Source organism: Azospirillum tabaci (assembly GCF_014596085.1).
Lineage (GTDB): Bacteria > Pseudomonadota > Alphaproteobacteria > Azospirillales > Azospirillaceae > Azospirillum > Azospirillum tabaci.
In genome coordinates, this window is the sequence record NZ_JACCJY010000006.1 from 129052 (window position 1) to 150790 (window position 21739).

Genomic DNA, 21739 nt, shown 5'->3' on the forward strand with positions numbered 1-21739 from the left:
GCGGCATCGTGGAAGGCGGCGGTCTAGTCAAAGCCGCCGCACCACCCCACTTCTGGTGTCATGCCGCGCGACGACAGCCAGCCCCGCTTTCCAGCCGTCCCATCCGACCACTGGGACGGGCGCCGTTTCTTCAACCCGCACGCCGACACGGACAAGAGCCCGCGCGAGTTGTGGCGGCTTTACAAGGCGCGCGGCCCGCGCTGGACTCCGCCGGACCCGCAACCGCCCCGCCTCTTCCGCGCCATCACCCCGGCGCGGGGCGAGGTCGCGGTGACCTTCATCGGGCAGGCGACCTTTCTGATCCAGATCGGCGGGGCAGCCTTCCTGACCGACCCCGTCTATTCCGACCACGCTGGCCCCTTCGGGCGGCTGGGGCCGAAGCGGGTGCGTCCGCCCGCGGTGCGGATGGAGGACCTGCCGGCCATCGACGCGGTGCTGCTCAGCCACAACCATTACGACCATCTCGACGCCCCGACGCTCCGCCATCTGGCGCGACGGCGCGGTGTGCCGCAGGTGATGACGGGCCTCGGCAACGGCCCGATGATGCGCCGGGCCGGCTTCGACGCGGTGCACGAGTTGGACTGGTGGGACAGCCTGCCCGGCCCGCACGGCACCCGGATCACCTTCGTCCCGGCGCAGCACTGGTCCTCCCGCACCCCCTTCGACCGGCGCAAGACCCTGTGGGGCGGCTTCGTGGTCGAGACGCCGGAGGCCGCCGTCTATTTCGCGGGCGACAGCGGCTATTGTCCGCATTTCCGGGAGATCGGGCGGCGGTTCGGCACCATTGATGTGGCCCTGCTGCCGATCGGCGCCTACGAGCCGCGCTGGTTCATGGCCGCCCAGCACATGGATCCGGCGGATGCCGTGCGGGCGCACCGCGACCTGGGGGCACGGCACAGCGTCGCCATGCATTTCGGCACCTTCCAGTTGACCGCGGAAGGCATCGACGCTCCCATCCGGGCGTTGCACCACGCCCTGGCCGAACAGGCGGTCGACCCCAGCCATTTCGCTGTCCCCGGCTTCGGTGAACCCCTGCGCTTCAGCCGCCCCTCGGCCTAGCGGCGGAAGAGGATTCGCCCAGCGGCCTATGGCGCAAGAGTCATGGACGGGACCGCGCGGATCGGAGTAACGCCTTGAGGGACAGCAGCCACCACAAAGGCGGAGCCGGGCGCAAATGCAATTGGAAATCAATGCCTTCGTCAGTTCCCTCGGCAGCGAATCGGACCATGGACCCGACGCGTTGGAGCGGGTACGGGACAGCATGCGGTCCCTGGCGGACACGCTCGCCGCGCTGAACCTCGGCATTGTTCTGGAAGTGCGCGACGTGCAACGCTTGCAAACCGTCGCCCGCATCGTTCAGGCCAACACGCCGAACCGCTGAGGGTCCCTCTTACCGCCGCAACGGGCAGGCCCGGCGGGCCAGCCGGGCGTTCAGGTCGCTGGTTTCCACCACCGGCTCGCCCTGGCTGCGCATCACGAAACCGAAGGTGTCCAACACACGGTCGAGGACGATCTCCTGGTCGTCCGGGCGGCGGCTGACCATCACCACGGCGTAGCCGGCGGAACGGGCCACCGCCGGTTCCCCGCGCAGGCCGCGCACGCCCCAGCCGGCCAGCGCGGTCTTGCAGCGGAACAACTCCACCGACAGGCCCGCACCCCCGGTCGCCCCGGCCACCACATAGCCGGCGGCCACCGCCAGCGGCGCGAGCAGCCCGTCCCAGTCCAGACAGTCCTCCCGCGACACCCACATGCCACCGACCGAGCAGGGGGCGGTGCCGATGGCCTCGCCCAGCCCGGCGCGGAAGGCGCGCAGCGCCTCCACCGCCTCCGCCGCGGGCATCGGCTCCACCCGGTTGCCGTCCGGCATCAGCATCAGGCGCCCCGCCCACTCGGTGGAGGGGGGAAGCTGCTCGGTGAGGCGGGCGAGGAGGGCTTCGCGCGCCTGGGCAAAGGGAACGACCTTGGACATGGGGGACGGAGACCAGCGGCAGATGACGGGAACCGGAGCCGGAAGGAAGCGAAAGCCGCGCCTCCTGTCAACCGACGCGCGAGGCCTTCGCCACATTTCCGCCCCATTGTCACGGCCCTGCATCGCCGCCGCGGGCGTGGCGCAGAAAATCCCGCCAGCCTTTCGATTTCCCCTTGCCAGCCCCCGGAAAGGGGCTTATAAGCCGGCCTCCGTTCCGGATTAGCTCAGTCGGTAGAGCAGCGGACTGTTAATCCGCGTGTCGCTGGTTCGAGTCCAGCATCCGGAGCCATATTGCGGGTGTAGCTCAGTTGGTTAGAGCGCCGGCCTGTCACGCCGGAGGCCGCGGGTTCAAGTCCCGTCACTCGCGCCACCTTCCCTCACCGGTGGCCTTCTCCCCCCTCTCCCTCATCGCATCACGGTGACCGTGGCAGCCTCCGTCCGGCTGATCACCACCTCGTCGCCGGGCTTCACCGTGTCCAGCCCCTGCACCTCCGGCGGGACCGGAACCGTGCGCGTGCGGCCCTGCGGCCCGCGCAGCGTGACCATCCGCCGGCCGAGGTCGACGGCCTCGACGACCTCCGTCACCCGGGTGGTGGTGATCGCCGACGCGCGCGGCATCTCGCCGACCGCGGCGCGATCCGTGCTGCTCCGTTGAATGGCGCCCGGCCCGCCGCCCGGCGGCTGGGTGACGATGTTGGTCAGGCGGGCGTACTCGATCTGCACGGTGTCGCCCACCTTGATGCGGTCGAAGTTCCGCACCTCGCTTCCGGCGCTCACCGCCTCCTCCCGCCCATCCGGAAATTGCAGGATCACCGTCCGTGCCGCCTTGTCGATGCCGCGGACCTTGGCGGTGGAGCGGACATTCTCGACCATGGACAGCCGCGGCGTGGGCTCGACGCTCGCCGGCGCCATGGCGGCGGACGGCGGCGCGGTTTCGGACGCCGGCGCGCATCCCGCCAGGACCGCGCCGGTCAGGAACACCGCCAGGACGGCACGGGTTTGGTGCTTCATGGGATCGCCTCCACCTCTTCTGGGACCGGCTTCCGGGCGTATGCCCGGTTCGCTTGGGTCCGGTTTGGGCGCAGGAACGGTACGGTCGCGCGGATGTTCCGCCTCCCGACCCCGGTGGCGGGTGCAACTTACTGTAAGTTCGCCCCTTCGCCACGTCCGATGGACGGGAGTGATCACCCGCAGGGATCAGAATTTGAACACCGCCTCCATCCCGACGAAGTGGATCGTCTTCGCGGGGCCGGTGTCCTGAAGAAAGGAGCCGGGCTGGAACAGCGAGTAGGACAGCAGCCCCTCGACCGTGCGCCCGGCGGCGTAGGACAGCACAAGCTCACCCTGCGTGCCGATGTAACGCGACCGCGACCCGGCGCCGGAACGGAGCAGGTTCCCGGACAGGTCGTAGACGCCGTCCTCCAGGCTCATCCGCCAATAGGCGATGGCCGAGGCGGACAGGCTGACGTCATCCGACAACGCCAGATCCACGGAGGGATGCAGGTTCATCAGGTTCAGCGGCCCGACCGGGGTCAGCTCCCCGAAATACTTCGCGCGAGGGAACAGAGGGTTGAAGGTGCCCAGGCGCCCGTCGCCGGGATCGCGGTCGCCGCTGGCGATGTTGGCCTTCAGCCCAAGCCGCGGGCGCAGGGGGAGGCTCTCCCAGCGGTGACCGGTGTCGCTGGCGACCGACCATGCGGCAATGGTTTCACCGTCAATCCGGCCGGTCTGGAGCATGGCCTCCCAGTTCCAGTCCCAGCCATCGGCCTTTCCGAACAGGCGGGTGCCCAGCGTGTGCCGCTCCTCCCGCCCCTGCCCGCCCTCGAAGGACGCCGCCCGGTTGCCGTAGCCGATGTAGTAGGCGTCCAGGCCGGTGCCCCAGCCCTCACCCGCGCCGTGCGTGGCGTACAGGCCCCAGGCGGAGCGCCCGCCGTCGCGCCGGTCGTCGAACAGGTCCGGCGCCGCGCGGATCGGGCGGCCGAGGAAACCGTCCACCCGCCAGGGACCGGATTGCACGATGCCCGTCACCGCATCGAAGGCGCGGGGCACGTTGGCGCCGTAGCGCAGGCTGATCAGCCGTTCCGACCCATAGGCGAGCATCTGGCGCCCCGCCCGCAGCGTGCCCTGCGCGTCCCCCAGCGGGACGGAGAGGTCGGCGAAGCCCTGCAGCAGGTCGGCGCGGTCGACGTCCGGCGCCCCCTCCGGCCCGAGCTTGCCCGCCGTGCCGGCCATGACGAGCTGACCGAAGACGCGCAGGGCCGAGCCGGCGCGCAGGTCGGCGTAGGGCAGCAGCCGCCACAGGCCGTAGGCGTCGTTCCTGGGCTCGTCCTGCGCCCAGCCGCTGTTGCGCACGGCCTCGCCGCGCAGCCGCGCCTCCAGCCCGGTGGACAGGGAGACAGAGCCGCCGGGGGTGAGCGGGATCGCCTTGAACCTCTCCCAGAAGGCGCCGCTGCCCGCCGCGGGGTCGAGGAGGTAGCGGTAATCCTCGTCGTAGCGGCTGTTGGTCAGGGGCGGGGGCGGCGTCTCCGCGAGAGTCTCCGCAGGGGCCGGGGCGGACTGGAGCAGAAGAACCGCGATCAGCGCCCGGCGCCACCGCCTCACGACGCCTTTCCCGCGCCATGCTCCAGCGCCAGGAAATGCGACACCCGCGGCGGACCGTCGCCGCGGTGGAAGGCCAGCGCCTCCTTCTGCACGTCCGCGTCGGCGTGCGACACCCGGCGGTGCTGGCGCTGGTGCTCCGCCCAGGATTCGACGAAGAACCACTCCAGCACCCGTTCCGGATCGCCGGAATCCTGGCTGACGCCCCAGGCATAGGCGCCGTCCCGCCGCCGCGCCTCCGACAGGCGGCGGAGTGCGGCGTGGAAGGCGTGCTGATCGGCGGCGGCCACCCGGTACTCGATGGTGATGAGGACCGGACCACGGTCGTTGCGCACCGGCTCGGCGGTCAGCGGCTCCGGCCAATGGTTGGAGGGGGTGAGGTCGGCCTCGCCCTCCGGCAGCGGCACCGCGCGGGACAGCACCGCGACGGCAAGCAGCCCGGCGGCGCTGACCCACAGGGTGGCCGGGACGCCGATCGCGTCGGCCAGCGCGCCCCAGCCGAGGCTGCCCGCCGTCAGGGCGCCGTTGAAGACGGTCAGGTACAGCGCCAGGCCGCGCCCGCGCACCCAGTTGGGCAGAATGGCCTGGGTCGTGGCGCTCAGCGTCGTCAGCACGGCGATCCAGGCCGCCCCGGCGCCCAGCAGGACCGGCAGGGCCAACCAGCGCGGCGGGGCCAGCGCCAGGATGCCCATGACGACGGCGGTGACCAGCGCCGCCGCCAGCATCAGGCCATCCGCGCCCAGACGGTCGCGCAGACGCGGCAGGACGGTCGCCCCGCCGATGGCCCCCGCCCCCACGGCGCCGAGCAGCAGACCGTAGAAGCCCGGCCCGCCGCCCAGCATCGGCCCGGCGACGATGGGCAGCAGGGCCCATAGCGCGCTGGCGCAGGCGAAGAACAGGCCGGCGCGCAGGAAGACGCGGTGCAGCTCCCGGCTGGCGCGGGCGTAGCGCAGCCCGGCGCGCAACGCGCCGCCGAACTGCTCCGACAGCTCGTCGCGGGTGTCGGGGGTGCGCCGCCACCACAGCAGGGCGGCGATGACGATGATGTAGGAGGAGACGTCCACCGCATAAGTGGCGGCGGCCCCGGCGGCGGCCAGGATCGCGCCGCCCGCCGCCGGACCGATGGCGCGGGCGATGTTGATGCCCAGGCTGTTCAGCGCGACGGCACCCTTCATCTCGCCGCGCGGCACCAGCTCCGGCACGATGGACTGCCAGACCGGCGCCATCAGCGCCGCCCCAACGCCGCCGAGGAAGGTCAACCCGGCGATGGAGGCCACGCTGGCGACGCCCAGCGCCGCCTGGATCATCAGCGCAGCGCTGACGCAGGCGAGCAGGCACTGGATGACGATCAGCATCCGCCGCCGGTCCATGATGTCCGACAGCACCCCCGCCGGAATCGCCAGCAGGAAGATGGGCAGCGAGCCCGCCGCCTGGATCAGCGCGACGGTGGAGGGCGACCCCGACAGATCGAGCACCAGCCACGCGCTCGCCACGTCGCGCATGAAGGTGCCGACGTTGCCCAGCACCGCCGCCACCCAGAGCACGGCGAACAGCCGGTTGCGCAGCGGCGCGAAGGCCCCGGCGGGCTTTTTCCCGGGGTTCGGGACGGCCTCTGCGGTCATGCGCGCCCTCCCCGGCGATGGGTGAGCACCGCCGCCGCGGCGAAGCCGCCGACGATGGCCAGATGCTCCAGGAAGGTGGCGGTCTGCCGCGCGCGGTCCGGTCCGTCAAAGGTCCAGAAGGCGTGGGCGAGCAGCGTGGCGACCACCGTGAAGCCGGCGAGCAGCCCGGCGCCGAGCCAGCACCAGCGCCGTGTCAGAAACAGCGCCGACCCGCCGAGCTGGGTGATGATCACCGCCACCGCGACGAGGACCGGCAGGCCGAGCCCCAGCCCCGCCGCCTCCGCCACGGCGCCGTTGAAGTCCGTCAGCTTGACCAGCCCGCTGACCAGGAAGGGCGCCGCCAGCGCGAGGCGGGCAAACCAGGCGGTCCCCGGCCAGTCGAGCAGGGCAGCGACCGGCGCAGCGGCGTCCTTGCGCGTGCAAAGGGTGTCGGCCATCGTTCCGCTCTCCCTCACACCGCCCAGCAGCCGCAGCCGAACACGCCCCAGAAGCTGCGCGCGTCCGCCGAGGGCACGTCGGCTCCCAGCGCCGCCGCGTGGTCGTGGCCGTGCACGGCGCAGCCGGAATGGCAACCGCACTCCGCGGCCTGCTTCTGCACCGTCTTGGGATCGCGGTAATAGCCGCCGACCGTGGCGACCGGCGACCAGTCGGGCATCGGCTTGGGCAGCGGCGGGGCGAGTTTGTCGTAATCGCCCTCGCCATGCACCACGGTGCCGCCCAGCAGGGTCAAGACCGACCGGATGTGGGGAATGCGGTCCTCCGGCACGGCCATGTAGTCGTCACTGAGCAGCGCCGCGTCGGCGAGCTGCCCGGCCTCGATCCGGCCCTTCTTGCCCTGCTCGTTGGAGAACCAGGTGTTGGCCTCCGTCCACAGGCGCAGCGCCGTCTCGCGGTCCAGGCGGTTGGCCATCGGGTAGAGCGACAGCCCGCCCACCGTCTTGCCGGTGACCAGCCAGGACAGCGAGACCCAGGGGTTGTAGCTCGCCACACGGGTGGCGTCCGTCCCGGCGCCCACCGGCACTCCGGCGGCCATCATCCTGGCGATGGGCGGCGTGGCCTCGGCGGCCTTGGCGCCGTAGCGCTCCACGAAATACTCGCCCTGATAGGCCATGCGGTGCTGCACGGCGATGCCGCCGCCGAGCGCCGCGATGCGGTCGATGTTGCGCTCGCTGATCGTCTCGGCGTGGTCGAAGAACCAGTTCAGCCCTTGCAGCGGGATGTCGCGGTTGACCTTCTCGAAGACGTCGAGCGCCCGGCCGATGGTCTCGTCGTAGGTGGCGTGCAGCCGCCACGGCCAGCGCCGCTCGGCGAGCAGGCGGACCACCGGCTCCAGGTCCGTTTCCATGTTGGGCGGCATCTCGGGCCGGGCGACGCGGAAGTCCTCGAAGTCGGCGGCGGAATAGACCAGCATCTCCCCCGCCCCGTTCAGCCGGTAGCGGTCGTCGCCGTCACCCGGCTTGACCCTGTCCGACCAGGTGGCGAAGTCCTTCAACTCCTCCTTCGGCTTCTGGGTGAACAGGTTGTAGGCGATGCGCAGCGTCATCTCGCCGTCGGCGTGCAGCTTCTCGATGATCGCGTAATCGTCGGGGTAGTTCTGGAAGCCGCCGCCGGCGTCGATCACGCTGGTGACGCCCAGCCCGTTCAGCTCCCGCATGAAATGGCGGGTGGAGTTGACCTGATACTCCTCCGGCAGCTTCGGCCCCTTGGCGAGGGTGGAATACAGGATCATCGCGTTGGGCAGGGCGAGCAGCAGGCCGGTCGGGTTGCCCGCGGTGTCGCGCTGGATCTCGCCGCCCGGCGGGTTGGGCGTGTCCTTGCCGTAGCCCACCGCGCGCAGCGCCGCGGCGTTCAGAAGCGCGCGGTCGTAGAGGTGCAGGATGAAGACCGGCGTGTCGGGGGCGGCCGCGTTCAGTTCCTCCAGCGTCGGCAGGCGCTTCTCGGCGAACTGGTGCTCGGTGAAGCCGCCGACGACGCGCACCCATTGCGGGGCGGGGGTGCGGGCCACCTGGGCGCGCAGCATCGCCATGGCGTCGGCCAGCGTCGGCACGCCGTCCCAGCGCAGCTCCATGTTGTAGTTCAGGCCGCCGCGGATGACGTGGATGTGGCTGTCGATCAGGCCAGGGATCAGGCGGCGTCCCTTGGCGTCGATCACCGTGGCGTCGGGAGCGGCGGCGGCGCGCACCTCGGCCTCCCGCCCCACGGCGAGGAAGCGCCCGTCGCGGATCGCCACGGCGTCGGCCTGCGGGTTGGCGCGGTCGAGCGTCGTGATGCGGGCGTTGACGATCAGAAGGTCGGAAGACGGCATGGCGGCATTCCCAAGGCGGGTGAGCAGGGGCGAGGCGAGCAGAGTGGCGGCGGCGCTTCCGGCGATGGCGCTGCGGCGACCGATCCCGGGGCGACCGATCCCGGTCCGGCCGGTCATGCCCGACCCCGCGGGGGCGCGTCCGCGGCCGGGGCCGGCGGGTTCGCGGCATCGGGAGCGGCGGCATTGCCCGCCTGCGGTCCCAGGATGTGGCGGGCGCAGTCGTTCTGGATGAAGGCCAGCACCGGCTGCCCGGCGATCAGCCGCTTAACCACCGGCACGGCCTGCTCGCCGACCAGCATGCCGAGCAGGCCGATCAAGGCGATGGTGGGCGGCGCGGGGGAGCGGACACCGAGCAACGCGTAGAGGACGCCGACCAGGATGCCGGCGCCGAGGGAAAGCAGATAGGGCATCATGGCGTGCCTGTTCTTCGTCCGGATGGGCGGGAAGAGGCGGACCGGCCCCGGGGAGGGTCGGGACCGGTCCGCCGCGGCGCAGGGCATCAGGCGCCGCAAAGCAAGTGCCGCAAACCAAGCGTTGCGGATCAGGCGGCGGCGCTGTGGCCGCCTTCCGACGCGCCGAACATCGTCTTGGCGTAGATGATGCCCAGGCCATAGGCGCCGCCGTACTTCTTCGCGATGCCGGTGGTCAGCTCGTAGGTCTCGGTGCGCGCCCAGTCGCGCTGCAGTTCCAGCATGTACTGGAGCGAGGTCATCGGACGCACGCCGGCCTGGACCATGCGGTCCATGGCGCGCTGATGCGCCTCGACCGAGACGTCGCCGCAGGCGTCGGCGATGACGTAGACCTCGAAACCCTGGTCCAGCGCCGACAGGGTCGGGCCGACGATGCAGACCGAGGTCCACAGGCCGCAGAAGACCAGCCGGGTCTTGCCCAGGCCGTTCACCCGCTTGATGACGTTGGCGTCCTCCCAGGTGTTCATGGAGGTGCGGTCGGTGACCTCCGCCCCCGGGAAGGCTTCGGTGATCTCGGAGAAGATCGGACCGGAGAAGCTCTTCTCCGCAACCGTGGTCAGGATCGTCGAGACGCCGAAGCCGGCCGCGGCGTGGGCGACCAGCGCGGTGTTGGTGCGCAGCGTCGTGGCGTCGATCGAGTGGGTCGCGAAGGCCATCTGCGACTGATGATCGATCATGATCAGCGCATGGTCCTTCGGCGATACAAGCAGCTTGCCAGGAGTCGCGGTGGCGGTGATGGTCATGTCTCTATCCCCGTTGTTCTTGACGCCGGTGCCCCAGGCGAATCCTGCGGCGATGTCTGTGGGCCGGCGGTGGGTCGAAGCATCGGCCAGGGACGGAGGACGGCGACATTGAACTTGCGTTTGCGGGCCCTATACCTTGGTATATCAGGCCAAGGCGCCGCTCGCCGCCGGTGCCGGTCAGGGTAAAGGGACAGGGTTGAGGGAAGACGTGACGTGACCCGACGGGCGGGCGAGCGAGGGTGATGCGCACGAGCGATGACCCCGGAGACCAGCGGTTTCTTCTGGCGACCCTGCCTCCGCGGGCGGGGCAGACGCGGCTGGCCATCGGCACGGTGGCCGGGCTTCTGGTTGCCCTGGCGTTGGCCGCCCCCTTCGCCCGCCTGACGCCGAGCGGGACGGCGGTCCTGCTGCCCGCCTACGCCACCGCGGTCCTGCTGACCGAGTTGATGACCGCCGTGCTGCTGTTCGCGCTCTACGCAACGCAGCGCACGCCGGCCCTGCTGGCGCTGGCCGTGGGCTACCTGACGACGGCGCTGCTGATCGTTCCCTGGGCGCTGACCTTCCCCGGGGTCTTCGCGCCGACCGGGCTGCTCGGCGCAGGCCTGCAGAGCACGGCCATCGTGGCCGCCGGACGCCGTCTCGGCCTGCCGCTGTTCATCCTGGCCTACGCGCTGCTGAAAACCATGGAGGCCGGCCCGCGCGAGGCGCACCGCCCGGCCCTGCCCGCCATCGCCGGCGGCATGGCGCTGGCGGCGACCCTGGCCGGGGGCCTCACCGCCTTCGCGCTGGCCGACGACGCCCTTCTGCCGCGGCTGATGGTCGACACCATGCGGGAAACGCCGCTGTGGCGGGTCGTGCCGGTGACGGCGCTGGCGCTCTGCGCCGCAGCGCTGGCCGCCCTGTGGCGGCAGCGGCGCTCCGTCCTGGACCTCTGGCTGATGGTCGTGCTGGCCGCCTGGGCCATCGAGACCTGCCTGCTGAGCTTCATCAGCGGCGGGCGCTTCAGCGCCGGCTGGTGGTCGGGGCGGGTGTTCGGGCTCGCCGCCTCCAGCATCGTCCTCTTGGTCCTGCTGGCCGAGATGACGACGCTTTACGGCCGGCTGGTCCGCTCGGTGGCGGCGGAGCGGCGGGTGCGCGACGCGCGTCTGGCCAGCCTGGAAGCGCTCTCCGCCTCCATCGCGCACGAGGTCAACCAGCCGCTGGCGAGCATGGTCACCAACGCGGGCGCCGGGCTGCGCTGGCTCGACCGACCGTCGCCCAATCTGGTGGAGGTGCGGGCGGCGCTGAAACGGATTTCCGACGACGGGCACCGCGCCGCGCGGGTGATCGCCTGCATCCGCGACTCCTTCCGCAAGGCACCGCCCCAGCGCAGCCGGCTGGACATCAACGGCGTGATCCGGAGCGCGCTGGACCGCACGGAGGGCGAACGGCGCCTGAACCGCATCGCCGTGCGCACCGACCTTCAGCAGCGCCTGCCGCCGGTCAACGGCAGCGCCGTGCAGCTCGAACAGGTTCTGCTGAATCTGATCGCCAACGCCGACGACGCCATGGCCTCGGTCACCGACCGGCCGCGCGTGCTGAGCATCCGCTCGCGCCGCCGCGGGCTCGCGGACGTCATCGTGTCGGTGGAGGACACCGGCACCGGCCTGCAACCGGACCAGGAGGAGCGGCTGTTCGAACCCTTCTTCACCACCAAGGAGCATGGCATTGGCATGGGGCTGACCATCTGCCAGTCGATCGTGGAGGCCCATGGCGGCCGGCTGTGGGTGGCCGCCAACCAGCCCCATGGCGCCGTCTTCCGCTTCACCCTGCCCGCCGACGACGAGCCGGAGCGGCCGGAGGCCGGGGCGGCGCTGGAGCGGACACCATGACCGACCGGTCCATGTCCGAGCGGTCCGCCATGGCCGCGGAAACGCCCTTCGTCGCCATCATCGACGACGATCCGTCCATCCGGGAATCGCTGGGCAGCCTGCTGCGCTCCGTCGGACTGACCGCCCTGCCCTTCGCCTCGGCGCAGGAGTTCCTCCAGCAGCGCTTGCCCGACGCGCCGGGCTGCCTCGTGCTGGACGTCCGGCTGCCCGGCCAGAGCGGGCTGGAGTTCCAGCGCGAGCTGACCGGGGCGGACATCCATCTGCCGGTCGTCTTCATCACCGGTCACGGCGACATTCCCATGTCGGTGACGGCGATGAAGGCCGGCGCCGTCGAGTTCCTGGCCAAGCCCTTCCGTGATCAGGATCTGATCGACGCCGTCCACACCGGCATCGAGCGCGACCGCGACCGCCGCCGCGCCCTGGACGCGCTGTGCGACCTGCGCGAGCGGTTCCGCAGCCTGACCCCGCGCGAGCGGGAGGTGATGCGGCTCGTCGCCGCCGGGCAGCTCAACAAGCAGATCGCCGCCGAGCTGCAGCTCAGCGAGATCACCGTGAAGGTCCACCGCGCCAACGTGATGCGCAAGATGCAGGCGCGGTCCCTGCCCGATCTGGTCCGCATCGCCGACAAGGTGACCCTCGCCGGCGACGCCTGACCGGCTCCGGCTCACGCCCCCTTGATGAAGGCCAGCACGTCGGCGTTGAAGCGGTCCTGGTGGGTGGCCGTCAGGCCGTGCGGTGCCCCCTCGTAGACCGTCAGCGTCGCCTGCGGCGCGATCTCGACGGCGCGGCGGGCCGCCGCGTCGATGGGCACGATCTGGTCGTCGTCGCCGTGGATGAGCAGCGTCGGAACCGTCATCTTCCGCAGATCCTCGGTGAAGTCGGTTTCCGAGAATTGCTGGATGCAGTCGTAGGCGCCCTTGATCCCGGCCATCATGCCCTGAAGCCAGAAGGATTGCCGCAGCCCCTCCGACACCTTCGCCCCGTCGCGGTTGAAGCCGTAGAAGGGCATGGTCAGGTCCAGGAAGAACTGCGACCGGTCGTCGTAGGTGCCCTTGCGGATGCCGTCGAAGACCTCCATCGGCAGGCCGCCGGGGTTGGCGGCGGTCTTGAGCATGATCGGCGGCACCGCCCCGACCAGCACGGCCTTGGCGACGCGCCCGGTGCCGTGGCGCCCGATGTAACGGGCGACCTCGCCGCCGCCCGTGGAATGGCCGATCATCACCGCGTCGCGCACGTCCAGCGCGTCGAGCAGCTCGGCCAGATCGTCGGCGTATTGGTCCATGTGGTTGCCGGTCCAGGTCTGGTCGGACCGGCCATGGCTGCGCCGGTCGTGCGCGATGACCCGGTAGCCCTGCTGGCCGAAGAACAGCATCTGCCCGTCCCAGGCGTCGGCGCTGAGCGGCCATCCGTGCGAGAAGACCACCGGCTGTCCGCTGCCCCAATCCTTGTAGAAGATGCGGGTGCCGTCCTTGGTGGAAATCGTGCTCAAAACCCCCTCCTTTTTTGGACGCGCGAACGGTCCACGGCGCGAGGGGAAGGCCGACACCGGCCTTTCCCTGGGCGTCGCGGAATTCGACTTCGCCACAACAGTGCCGGAGGCGGGCCGGCCTGGATACTATACGGAGGTATCGGTGGGCTGGTGCTGTGTATGGGATGAGGCTGGGCATTCACCCGCCAGCACGTCGGGAAAAATGCGTTCCAGAGACAGCCGGTCGAACGCCCAATCCCGATGGGCGGCGGTCCGCAGCCCGCTCCCGGCGATCCGGATCGTCCCGCAGCGCCGCTAACCCCCGCATGGCCTCCTCCCCGTCGCCGAAGGTCAGATCGGCCTCGACGGAGCCGAACAGCGGGCCGTCGCGCTTCAGAATCTCCAGGGTGCGCGGAAAGATGGCCGTGTCGTGGGCGAGGCTTCCGAAATGGCGAGGCTTCCGGAATCCAGGAAGGCCGCGGCCTCGTGATAATGGATGCGCGGTTGCGGGGACACCGGGTGCGTTCCGACGGACGCCACATAGGCCGCCAGCATCTCCACCGTGTCGCGCGGGATCTCGAACAGGTTCAGCGCGAGGATGGCGTCGATGGGCCGGTCGATCACCTCCTGCGAGATGTCGGGAAGCGCCAGCACCGAGTCATGGCCCAGCGCGATCAGGGCGGGGTGGATGGATCAGAGAATGCCCGACATTCCCTGCCCGCGGAGAAGCGCGCGCATCGCCACCCCCCTTACGCCCTCTGACGATGCAGAGCCACGGCTTCGTCCAGCAGGGCGGCGAGACGGGTGGCGTCCCCACCCTCCCCCTGGACCGCCGCGAAGCGGGCGCGGGCGGCGGCGCGGGCTTGCTCCAACCGCTCCGGAGAGGCCGCCAGCGCCGCGGCGCGCGCGACGAAGGCGTTCTCGTCCGCCACCAGGAAATCCGGCCCGGCGACGCTCGCCACGTCACCACCGGAAAAGGTCAGGATCGGCACGCCCGCGGCCAGCGCCTGCGCCGCGCTCGCCCCGCCGCCGGTGCGGCGCGGGTTCAGGCAGAGGCCGCACAACCCCAGCAGCCCGCCGATCCGCTCCACCCAGCCCAGACAACGCAGCCGCCCGGCGTGGCGGGAGGCGGCGACCCGTCCGGGCAGCGCCCCGGCGTCCCCGGCGAAGAGCACGACGGCGCGCGGGATCGCGTCGAGAAGCCGTTCCAGGAGGGAGAGGAAATCCGCCCCCACCTCCGCGTCCAGACGGTTGCCGATCACCACGCAGGGGAAGGCATCCTCGGGAATGCCGAAATCCGCGCGTCCGGCGGGGGACGCGCCGTCGTCCGGACGCAGCGACAGCCCCAGGCGGAACGGCCGCCACGCGCGGGCGAAGCGTCCCCCTTCCGGCGGCGGGGCGGTGCCGCCGAAGTCCAGCGTGATGTCGGCCAGGGAGACGGGCGTGCCAGTGGTTGTCGGAATGCACAGCAGCGGGCGCACCGCCCCCAGCAGGTCGGCCAGCAGCACCGAACCGCCGAAGCCGATCACCACGTCCGGGTCGAACGCCTCGACCGCCGCCAGGAACCCCTTGAGCTTGCCCGCCGTCAGGCCCGGTTCGACCGAGGAGATGAGGCGGAAGCGTTGGTCCTCGAAGGTGATGAACTGCTCGCCGTCCAACTGCGCCTCGATGGCCGCGGCGAAGGGCGGCACGAAGGGGCTGTGGTAGCGGTCCGGCATCATGTTGGTGTTGAGGATCAGCACCTCCCGCCCGGCGGCGCCCTGCAGCAGCGCCGCCTGCCGCAGCAGGTCGCGGGATGGCTGGTGGTAGGCCGACAACAATTGGTTGGTGACCATCACCACCCGCCCCGTGCCCGACGCTCCGGCGGGCCGCGGGGCTGGGCGCAGATCCAGGCGCCGTGCCAGTTCGCCCAGGAAGCGTTCATAGAAGGGAAAGAGGCGGGCCGTGAAGAAGTCGGGCATGCTCGCCGCGTCCATGCGGCTCAGGAACAGCTGGCGCTGCATGGACCAGTAGATCTGGTTGATGCCATCCAGCGGCGCCAGGTCCAGCACGTTCCCCACCATGTCCAGGATGCGGGCAAAGCGCCGCAGATCGCCGGAGATGTGGCCCAGAGCGGATTCCCGAAGGATCGGGTCGGCGTCCGCGACCGCGGTTTCCAGACCGGCCATCAGCGCCGGATCGGCGCCCAGCCCCGCGGCCCGCGCCTCCTCGCAGGCGTCGGCGATGGCCTTCAGATCCTCTCCCGTTCCCGCGGGTCCGCGCAGGCGCGCCGCAACCGAGGCAAGGAGATCGGAGGGTCGGCTGGAGTCGTTCGGCATGTCGGCGCTCCGGATCGGAAAGGGAACGAATGGGGCGGGAGGGTGGACAGCCGGCCATCGGCGCGGCGCAACGCATCGTCCAGCCGCGCGCTTTGTTATCACCAACGCGGAGGAGACGCGAGCCGTCGCGGGGATTCTTCGCCCCTCGGTGGAAATATTTCGTTTTTTCAATCAGTTCCGGTGCTTTTGATGGGGATTTCGCATCCTTTGCGTCTTCCGGGCGGGACCGGCTTCGTTTATCTTTGGCCGACGGTGGGCACTGAGCCTATCCATCTGGGAAATAAGCAGACGGTTTCTTGGAGGAGTAGAGCTTGCGGATGCTCATCGCCGCGGCCGATGGACTGCGCCGGCAGTGCCGCAGCATCATCGTTCGTCTTATGCTGTTTGGACTGGCTTTGGTCTTGGTCGGCGCCTGCGCGCGCATCTGGGTGCTGTCCTCTTTCTTGGAGGACAAGATCAACAACCTCACCTCGTCCCAGCAGCAATCGACCGCCTCCTACGTCGCCCACGACATCGACGAGAAGATCAAGGCACGGCTCGATCTTCTGCGCCGCGCCGCCGGAAGCCTGTCATTGCCGGCCCTCGACGATCCCGCGACCCTGCGCGATTGGCTGAAGACGCATCACGAGATCGCGCCTTTGTTCTCGCGCGGGCTGATGGTCGTCCGGCCGGATGGCCAGGGAGTCGTCGCGGATTATCCGGAGCGCCACCGGTCGCCGGATTTCGACGTTTCGGATCGCGACTGGTTTCAGGCGGCGCTGGCTTCCCGCGAGCCGGTGATCGGGCGGCCCGCCCGCTCCCCCATCGACGGAGAGCCGATGGTGGTCATGGCGACGGCGGTCACCGATGCCGCCGGAGGCCCGGTCGCGGTCCTGGCCGGGGCCACCGCCCTGTCGTCGCCCGGCTTCCTCAATCTGGTCCAGGGAAACCGCATCGGGCGCAGCGGAGGTTTCCTGCTGATTTCCCCCCGCGACAAGCTGTTCGTATCGGCCAGCGATCACGAGATGATCCTGACCGCGACCCCGCCGGAGGGGGTGAATCCGCTGCACGACCGGGCCATGGCCGGTTACCGCGGCACCGGCATCACCGTCAACGCCGCGGGGGTGGAGGAGTTGTCCGCCATCGCGGCCGTCCCGACGACGGGCTGGTTCCTGGTCGCCCGGCTGCCCACGGCGGAGGCGTTCGAGGGGGTGCGGGACCTGCAGACCTTCATCGCCACCAACAGCCTGATGATCGCCGCCTTCGCCGCGACCGTTCTGTTCATCGGCATGCGCCGCTTCTTCCGCCCGCTGACCGAGGCGGCGCGGCGGATGCACCAGATGGCCGACGGGCATGTCGAACTGTCGCCCCTGCCGGTCCACCGCATGGACGAGGTCGGGGAGTTGGCGCAAGGCTTCAACTATCTGCTGGGCAAGCTGCGGGAGCAGGAGGCGGCCCTGCGGGCGAGCGAGGCGCGGATGGCCCACATGGCCCACCACGACGCTCTGACCGGCCTGCCGAACCGCGCCATGTTCCACCAACGGCTGCAACAGGCCATCGACCGGGCGGAACGCGGCGGCACCCTGTTCGCGTTGCTCTACATCGATTTGGACGGCTTCAAGCCGATCAACGACACCCACGGCCACAGCCGGGGAGACGAGGTGCTGCGCGTGGTGGCGCGCCGCCTGTCCGGCCTGCTGCGCAAGTCCGACCTGATCGCCCGCATCGGCGGCGACGAGTTCGCCATCGTCCTGGAGGTGGAGGTGACCAGCGCCGGGGCGGAAACCGTCGCCGACAAGTGCCGGGCGGCGCTGGAGGAGCCCATCCTGATCGATGGCCTCCGTCTGTCGCTCGCCCTGTCCATCGGCGTCGCGGTCTACCCGCAGGACGGGCGGGATTCCCAGCAGCTCATCGCACACGCCGACCAGGCCATGTACGCGGTGAAGAAGGGCGTCGCCCGCGCTGCCGCCCTGTAAGGCCCTGCCCGCTCAGTGACAGCCCGAGCCATCGCCGGAGGGGGCGCAGCCCTTGCACCCCCCACCGCAGCCGGGCCCCTTCGGCGCGGCCCGGCCCAGCAGGCGGGCGCGCAGCCCGGCCGGAAGGATCAGGCGCCACACCGTCCACGCCGCGGCCAGAGCCACCACCACCGCGACCAGCAGATCCTGCCACATGGCCGTGCCCTCCCCTTCCCTCACAGCAGCGCCGAGGCGACGCGGTAGGTGACGAAGCTCGCCCCGTAGGCCAGCGTGATCATGTAGATGAACATCACCGCCGGCCAGAGCCAGCCGTTGGTCTCCCGCTTCACCACCGACAGGGTGGCGACGCACTGCGGGGCGAAGACGTACCAGGCGAGCAGCGACAGGGCGGTCGGCAGGCTCCAGGAAGCGGCCAGCGCCCCGGCCAGCGAGGATTGCAGCGCGTCGCCGCTGTCGCTCAGTGCGTAGATGGTGCCCAGCACGCCGACCGCCACCTCGCGCGCCGCGATGCCCGGCACCAACGCCACGGCGATCTGCCAAGTGAAGCCGATGGGCGCCAGCAGCGGTTCCAGCGCGTGGCCGATCATGCCGGCGATGGAATACTGGATGGCCGGCTCGGTCGCCCCCTCCGGCGCGCCTGGGAAGCTCGCCAGGAACCACATGACGATCATCAGCGCGAAGATCGTCGTGCCGGCGCGCGCCAGGAAGACCTTGGCCCGCTCGAACAGGCCCAGCGCGATGTCGCGCGGGTTGGGCAGGCGGTAGGCGGGAAGCTCCATCAGCAGCGGCTCACGGGCGCCCTTGAACACCGTGCCCTTCAGCACGAAGGCGACGGCCAGCGCCGACAGGATGCCGGCGGCGTAGAGCGCGAACATCACCAGCCCCGGCAGCCCGACCAGCCCGCCCAGCAGCGGACGGTCCGGCACGAAGGCCGCGATCAGCAGCGTGTAGACCGGCAGCCGGGCCGAGCAGGTCATCAGCGGGGCGATCATGATGGTCGCCAGCCGGTCGGCGCGGTTCTCGATGGTGCGCGCCGCCATGACGCCGGGCACCGCGCAGGCGAAGCTGGACAGCAGCGGGATGAAGGCACGCCCGTGCAGCCCCACCCCGCCCATCAGCCGGTCCAGCAGGAAGGCGGCGCGGGCGAGATAGCCGGTCGCCTCCAGCACCAGGATGAAGAAGAACAGCACGAGGATCTGCGGCAGGAAGATGACCACGCTGCCCACCCCGGCGATGATCCCGTCGGTCAGCAGGCTGCGCAACGCGCCGTCCGGCAGGGTGGCGGCCACCCAGTCCTTGAGCCCGCTGACCGCGCCGTCGATCAGGTTCATCGGCGCCTCGGCCCAGGCGAACACCGCCTGGAACATCAGGAACAGCACGAGGAACAGGAAAGCCAGCCCGAACACCGGGTGCAGCAGCACGGCGTCCACCCGCCGGGTCGCCAGCGGCGGCAGGCCGGCGTCGGCCACGCAGCCGGCCAGCAGCCCTTCGACCTCCTGGTGATAGGCCCGCAGGTCGCGCGAGGAGGGCTCGCTCCAGCCGCAGGGTGCCGGGTTCTCCGCCGCATCGGCCGCCATGGCCATGGCCCCGTCGATCTGCTCCAGCAGCGGCTGGACGCCGCCGCGGCGGATGGCGACGGTCGGCACCACCGGCACGCCGAGCGCGGCGGACAGAGCCGCCGCGTCGATGCGGCAGCCGCGCTTCTCCGCCGCGTCCATCATGTTCAGCGCCAGAATGATCGGGCGGCCCAGCCGCTTCAACTCCACCACCAGCCGCAGGTTCAGGCGCAGGTTGGTGGCGTCGGCGACGCAGACCAGCAGGTCGGGGCTGTCCTCGTGCGAGAAGCGGCCCAGCACGACGTCGCGCGTCACCTCCTCGTCGGGGGATCGGGCGCGCAGGCTGTAGGTGCCCGGCAGGTCGATCACCTGAACGCGGCGGCCGAGCGGGCTGACGAAATGCCCGATCTTCCGTTCCACGGTGACGCCGGGATAGTTCGCCACCTTCTGGCGGGAACCGGTAAGCGCGTTGAACAGGGCGGTCTTGCCGCAGTTCGGGTTGCCGACCAGCGCGATGCGCGGCGGCAGGGCGGAGTCCAGGACCGACATGGCCGGATGTCCTTGCAGGAGGTCGCTTTGAAGGAGGGTGGCGGCGCCGCGGGTCAGAAGGCGGGCGTCAGGCGGCGGGCGCCACCAGCACGGCGCGCGCCTCGGCGCGGCGGAGCGCCAGCGTGTGCTCGTTCACGCGGATGGCGATGGGGTCACGGCCCGGAAAGGCTTCGTGCAGGACCTCGACGTGGGAGCCTTCGACCAGCCCCATCTCGATCATGCGCCGCTCCAGCTCCCCTTCGGGGAGGGTGGTGACTACCCCCCGCTCATCGACGCCGGTCACGCGGGCGCGCTCGCCCTTCTTCAACTCGCCCAAATGCCGTCCGCCGTGGGACTGGCCCGTTTCGGGGGTGGGATGACCGCTCATGGCTGCACCTGATCGCACCGGGAGGTGGGGGGCGCGTTCCTGTCCGCCCCTCTTCGCCGCGAATGATCCTGCGAAGCGTTCGCATCCGTCCAGCCGGCCAAATGTCGCAGGAGCCTTGTAAAATGAGCGCAACGACCCCGCCGTGATTAGGGCTTTGCGGGGGCCGCCGCGCCCTTCGCGTCGCCTTTGGCGGCGGGAGCCGGCGCCTTGGCGGAGCGGTCGAGGTTAGCCTGCGCCGTCTTCGCCGCCGCGCTGTTCGGCGCGTTGCGGACGATCTGGCTCCAATCCTCCCGCGCGCCCGGCAGATTGCCGGCCTGCGCCTTGATGTTGGCGCGCAGCAGCAGGGCGTCGGGGTCGCCGGGGCGCAGTTCCAGCGCGCGGTCGATGTCGGCCATGGCCTGCCGGTCGTTGGCCAGCGCCTTGTGGGCGGCGGCGCGGTAGAGATAGGCCTCGGGCCGCCGCGGGTCCTTCGCCAGCGCCGCGTCCAGGTCGGCCACGGCGTCCCAGAAGCGCTCCGTCTCGGCCCGCGCGATGGCGCGGTCGATCAGCAGGTCCACGTCGTCCGGCTGGAGCGCCAACGCCCGGCTGTAGGCCCGCTCCGCCCGCACATTGTCACCGGCGCGCAGCCACGCCCAGCCGGCCCGCCCGAGGATCGAGGCCCCGGCCTTCGGGTCGTCCTTGCCAAGCACCGGGGCCAGCTCCTCCAGCCGTGCCCCGGCGGTGGTGAAGTCGCCCTTGTGGAACAGCGCCAGCGCCTGGCACAGCCGGGCATGGTCGCCGCCGCCGCGGTTCAGCCAGGTCTGCGCGCTCTCCAGCGCCTCGGCCGGGCGCTTTTCGGCGAGCGTCAGGCAGGCCTGGAACTCCCGGTTGTGATCGACGGCGGGAGCGGAGAAGGCTGGGCTGACAGACAGGAGCGCCAGCGCGGCCGTGATGAGGTAAGCGTTGCGTCGGTTCATGGCGGCCTTACACTCCGTCATTGCCGCTTCCGACGCAAGGACCCCGCAAGACATGGCTTCACCCCGTCTGTTCGTCTTCGGCCTGGGCTTCACCGCCCGCGTGTTCGCCGACCGGCTGAAGGCCGAGGGTTGGCGGATCGCCGCCACCTGCCGCAGCGAGGACAAGCGCGCCACCCTGGAGGCGCAGGGCATCGAGGCCTTCCTGTTCGACCGGGGCCGCCCGCTGGACGACGCCCGCGCCGCGCTGGCCGGCACCACCCATCTGCTGGTCAGCGTCCCGCCCGACGAGCGGGGCGACCCGGTGTTCGACCAGCACGCCATGGATCTGGCGGACCTGCGGACGCTCGACTGGGCCGGCTACCTCTCCACCACCGGGGTCTACGGCGACACCAAGGGCGAATGGGTGGGCGAGGCGGCGTGGCTGCGCCCGACCGGCGAGCGGCAGAAGCGCCGCGTCGAGGCGGAGCGCGGCTGGCTGAACCTCTACCGTCAGTATGGCGTGCCGATGCATCTCTTCCGGTTGGCCGGCATCTACGGGCCGGGGCGCAGCGCGCTGGACAACGTGCGCGACGGCACCGCGCGGCGGGTGGACAAGCCCGGACAGGTGTTCAGCCGCATCCATGTGGAGGACATCGCGGCGACGCTGCGCGCCTCGATGGACAAGCCGACGCTGGGCGCGGTCTACAACGTCGCCGACGACTTGCCCTCCCCCTCCCACGAGGTGGTGAGCTACGCCTGCGGCCTGCTGGGGGTCGAGCCGCCGCCGCTGGTGCCCTTCGAGGAGGCCGGGCTGTCGCCGATGGCCGCCAGCTTCTACGCCGACTGCCGGCGGGTGAAGAACGACCGCATCAAGCGCCAGCTCGGCGTGGATCTGACGTACCCGGATTTCCGCGCCGGCCTGGACGCGCAATTCGCGGCGGAAGGCGGACGGTGGAGTCGCTGAGGCGCGAATCGACGCCCTCTCGTTCCGGCCGCATTCCCCCTACGGCGGC

Annotated in this window: 21 protein-coding genes and 2 tRNA genes; 8 read left to right on the plus strand and 15 right to left on the minus strand. The window is 70.9% G+C overall.

Features of this window, described 5'->3' with window-relative positions; genetic code table 11:
• Positions 1-60 precede the first annotated feature (60 nt).
• Both H0B54_RS10020 and H0B54_RS10025 read left to right on the plus strand, forming a co-directional pair.
• Positions 61-1059 (plus strand): MBL fold metallo-hydrolase, encoded by a 999-nt coding sequence (locus tag H0B54_RS10020; protein ID WP_188260167.1) that lies wholly within the window; start codon positions 61-63, stop codon positions 1057-1059.
• A gap of 115 nt (positions 1060-1174) precedes the next feature.
• Positions 1175-1381, plus strand: coding sequence for a hypothetical protein (locus tag H0B54_RS10025; RefSeq protein ID WP_094303404.1), 207 nt, complete (start codon positions 1175-1177; stop codon positions 1379-1381).
• A 9-nt stretch (positions 1382-1390) separates the two neighbouring features.
• Here the strand turns inward: H0B54_RS10025 and H0B54_RS10030 are convergent, their stop codons facing one another.
• Positions 1391-1969, minus strand: a complete 579-nt coding sequence (locus H0B54_RS10030; protein WP_188260168.1) for a hypothetical protein — start codon at positions 1967-1969, stop codon at positions 1391-1393.
• 213 nt (positions 1970-2182) lie between these two features.
• On the opposite strand from H0B54_RS10030, the gene H0B54_RS10035 reads away from it, so the two are divergent.
• A tRNA-Asn gene (locus H0B54_RS10035) sits at positions 2183-2258 on the plus strand.
• 4 nt (positions 2259-2262) lie between these two features.
• A tRNA-Asp gene (locus H0B54_RS10040) sits at positions 2263-2339 on the plus strand.
• Between the two features lie 35 nt (positions 2340-2374).
• Here the strand turns inward: H0B54_RS10040 and H0B54_RS10045 are convergent.
• The 7 genes from H0B54_RS10045 to H0B54_RS10075 all read right to left on the minus strand — a co-directional run bounded on the left by H0B54_RS10045 (position 2375) and on the right by H0B54_RS10075 (position 9707).
• Positions 2375-2980, minus strand: coding sequence for a hypothetical protein (locus H0B54_RS10045; RefSeq protein ID WP_188260169.1), 606 nt, complete (start codon positions 2978-2980; stop codon positions 2375-2377).
• A 186-nt stretch (positions 2981-3166) separates the two neighbouring features.
• Positions 3167-4570: an alginate export family protein gene (locus tag H0B54_RS10050; RefSeq protein ID WP_188260170.1), complete on the minus strand. Its 1404-nt coding sequence runs from the start codon at positions 4568-4570 to the stop codon at positions 3167-3169.
• Entirely contained in the window at positions 4567-6189 is a 1623-nt protein-coding gene (locus tag H0B54_RS10055) for an MFS transporter (protein ID WP_188260171.1), read from the minus strand. Before H0B54_RS10055 ends, H0B54_RS10050 begins: the two co-directional genes overlap by 4 nt.
• Positions 6186-6626 carry a DoxX family protein gene (locus H0B54_RS10060; RefSeq protein ID WP_188260172.1) on the minus strand — a complete coding sequence of 147 codons (441 nt, stop codon included), beginning with the start codon at positions 6624-6626 and terminating at the stop codon, positions 6186-6188. The genes H0B54_RS10055 and H0B54_RS10060 overlap by 4 nt, the downstream gene beginning before the upstream one ends.
• Positions 6627-6640: 14 nt before the next feature.
• On the minus strand, positions 6641-8611 hold the full coding sequence (locus tag H0B54_RS10065) for an amidohydrolase (protein WP_188260173.1): 1971 nt from the start codon (positions 8609-8611) through the stop codon (positions 6641-6643).
• The gene (locus H0B54_RS10070; protein WP_188260174.1) at positions 8608-8907 is read right to left on the minus strand and encodes a XapX domain-containing protein; all 300 of its coding nucleotides are present in this window, start codon (positions 8905-8907) and stop codon (positions 8608-8610) included. Before H0B54_RS10070 ends, H0B54_RS10065 begins: the two co-directional genes overlap by 4 nt.
• Positions 8908-9035: 128 nt before the next feature.
• The gene (locus H0B54_RS10075) at positions 9036-9707 is read right to left on the minus strand and encodes a hydrolase (RefSeq protein WP_094303398.1); all 672 of its coding nucleotides are present in this window, start codon (positions 9705-9707) and stop codon (positions 9036-9038) included.
• A gap of 242 nt (positions 9708-9949) precedes the next feature.
• Here H0B54_RS10075 and H0B54_RS10080 point away from each other — a divergent pair, with 242 nt between their 5' ends.
• Positions 9950-11578 (plus strand): sensor histidine kinase, encoded by a 1629-nt coding sequence (locus H0B54_RS10080; protein WP_188260175.1) that lies wholly within the window; start codon positions 9950-9952, stop codon positions 11576-11578.
• Positions 11575-12231: a response regulator transcription factor gene (locus H0B54_RS10085; RefSeq protein ID WP_188260176.1), complete on the plus strand. Its 657-nt coding sequence runs from the start codon at positions 11575-11577 to the stop codon at positions 12229-12231. The genes H0B54_RS10080 and H0B54_RS10085 overlap by 4 nt, the downstream gene beginning before the upstream one ends.
• Positions 12232-12242: 11 nt before the next feature.
• Here H0B54_RS10085 and H0B54_RS10090 read toward each other — a convergent pair whose 3' ends face one another.
• The 3 genes from H0B54_RS10090 to H0B54_RS10100 form a co-directional block, all read right to left on the minus strand.
• Entirely contained in the window at positions 12243-13067 is an 825-nt protein-coding gene (locus H0B54_RS10090) for an alpha/beta fold hydrolase (RefSeq protein ID WP_188260177.1), read from the minus strand.
• A 372-nt stretch (positions 13068-13439) separates the two neighbouring features.
• Positions 13440-13700: a hypothetical protein gene (locus H0B54_RS10095; RefSeq protein ID WP_188260246.1), complete on the minus strand. Its 261-nt coding sequence runs from the start codon at positions 13698-13700 to the stop codon at positions 13440-13442.
• A gap of 95 nt (positions 13701-13795) precedes the next feature.
• Positions 13796-15364, minus strand: a complete 1569-nt coding sequence (locus H0B54_RS10100) for a glycosyltransferase (protein WP_188260178.1) — start codon at positions 15362-15364, stop codon at positions 13796-13798.
• A 317-nt stretch (positions 15365-15681) separates the two neighbouring features.
• On the opposite strand from H0B54_RS10100, the gene H0B54_RS10105 reads away from it, so the two are divergent.
• Positions 15682-17319, plus strand: coding sequence for a bifunctional diguanylate cyclase/phosphodiesterase (locus H0B54_RS10105; protein ID WP_188260179.1), 1638 nt, complete (start codon positions 15682-15684; stop codon positions 17317-17319).
• 12 nt (positions 17320-17331) lie between these two features.
• Here H0B54_RS10105 and H0B54_RS10110 read toward each other — a convergent pair whose 3' ends face one another.
• From H0B54_RS10110 to H0B54_RS10125, 4 genes are all read right to left on the minus strand, one after another.
• The gene (locus tag H0B54_RS10110; RefSeq protein ID WP_094303392.1) at positions 17332-17514 is read right to left on the minus strand and encodes a hypothetical protein; all 183 of its coding nucleotides are present in this window, start codon (positions 17512-17514) and stop codon (positions 17332-17334) included.
• 20 nt (positions 17515-17534) lie between these two features.
• A complete protein-coding gene (gene feoB / locus H0B54_RS10115; RefSeq protein ID WP_188260180.1) occupies positions 17535-19424 on the minus strand; it encodes a ferrous iron transporter B in 1890 nt (629 codons plus the stop codon).
• A gap of 67 nt (positions 19425-19491) precedes the next feature.
• The gene (locus H0B54_RS10120) at positions 19492-19791 is read right to left on the minus strand and encodes a FeoA family protein (protein ID WP_188260181.1); all 300 of its coding nucleotides are present in this window, start codon (positions 19789-19791) and stop codon (positions 19492-19494) included.
• A gap of 146 nt (positions 19792-19937) precedes the next feature.
• Positions 19938-20747, minus strand: a complete 810-nt coding sequence (locus H0B54_RS10125; RefSeq protein ID WP_246472439.1) for a tetratricopeptide repeat protein — start codon at positions 20745-20747, stop codon at positions 19938-19940.
• Between the two features lie 52 nt (positions 20748-20799).
• On the opposite strand from H0B54_RS10125, the gene H0B54_RS10130 reads away from it, so the two are divergent.
• Positions 20800-21690, plus strand: a complete 891-nt coding sequence (locus H0B54_RS10130) for an SDR family oxidoreductase (protein WP_188260183.1) — start codon at positions 20800-20802, stop codon at positions 21688-21690.
• The last annotated feature ends 49 nt before the right edge of the window (positions 21691-21739 follow it).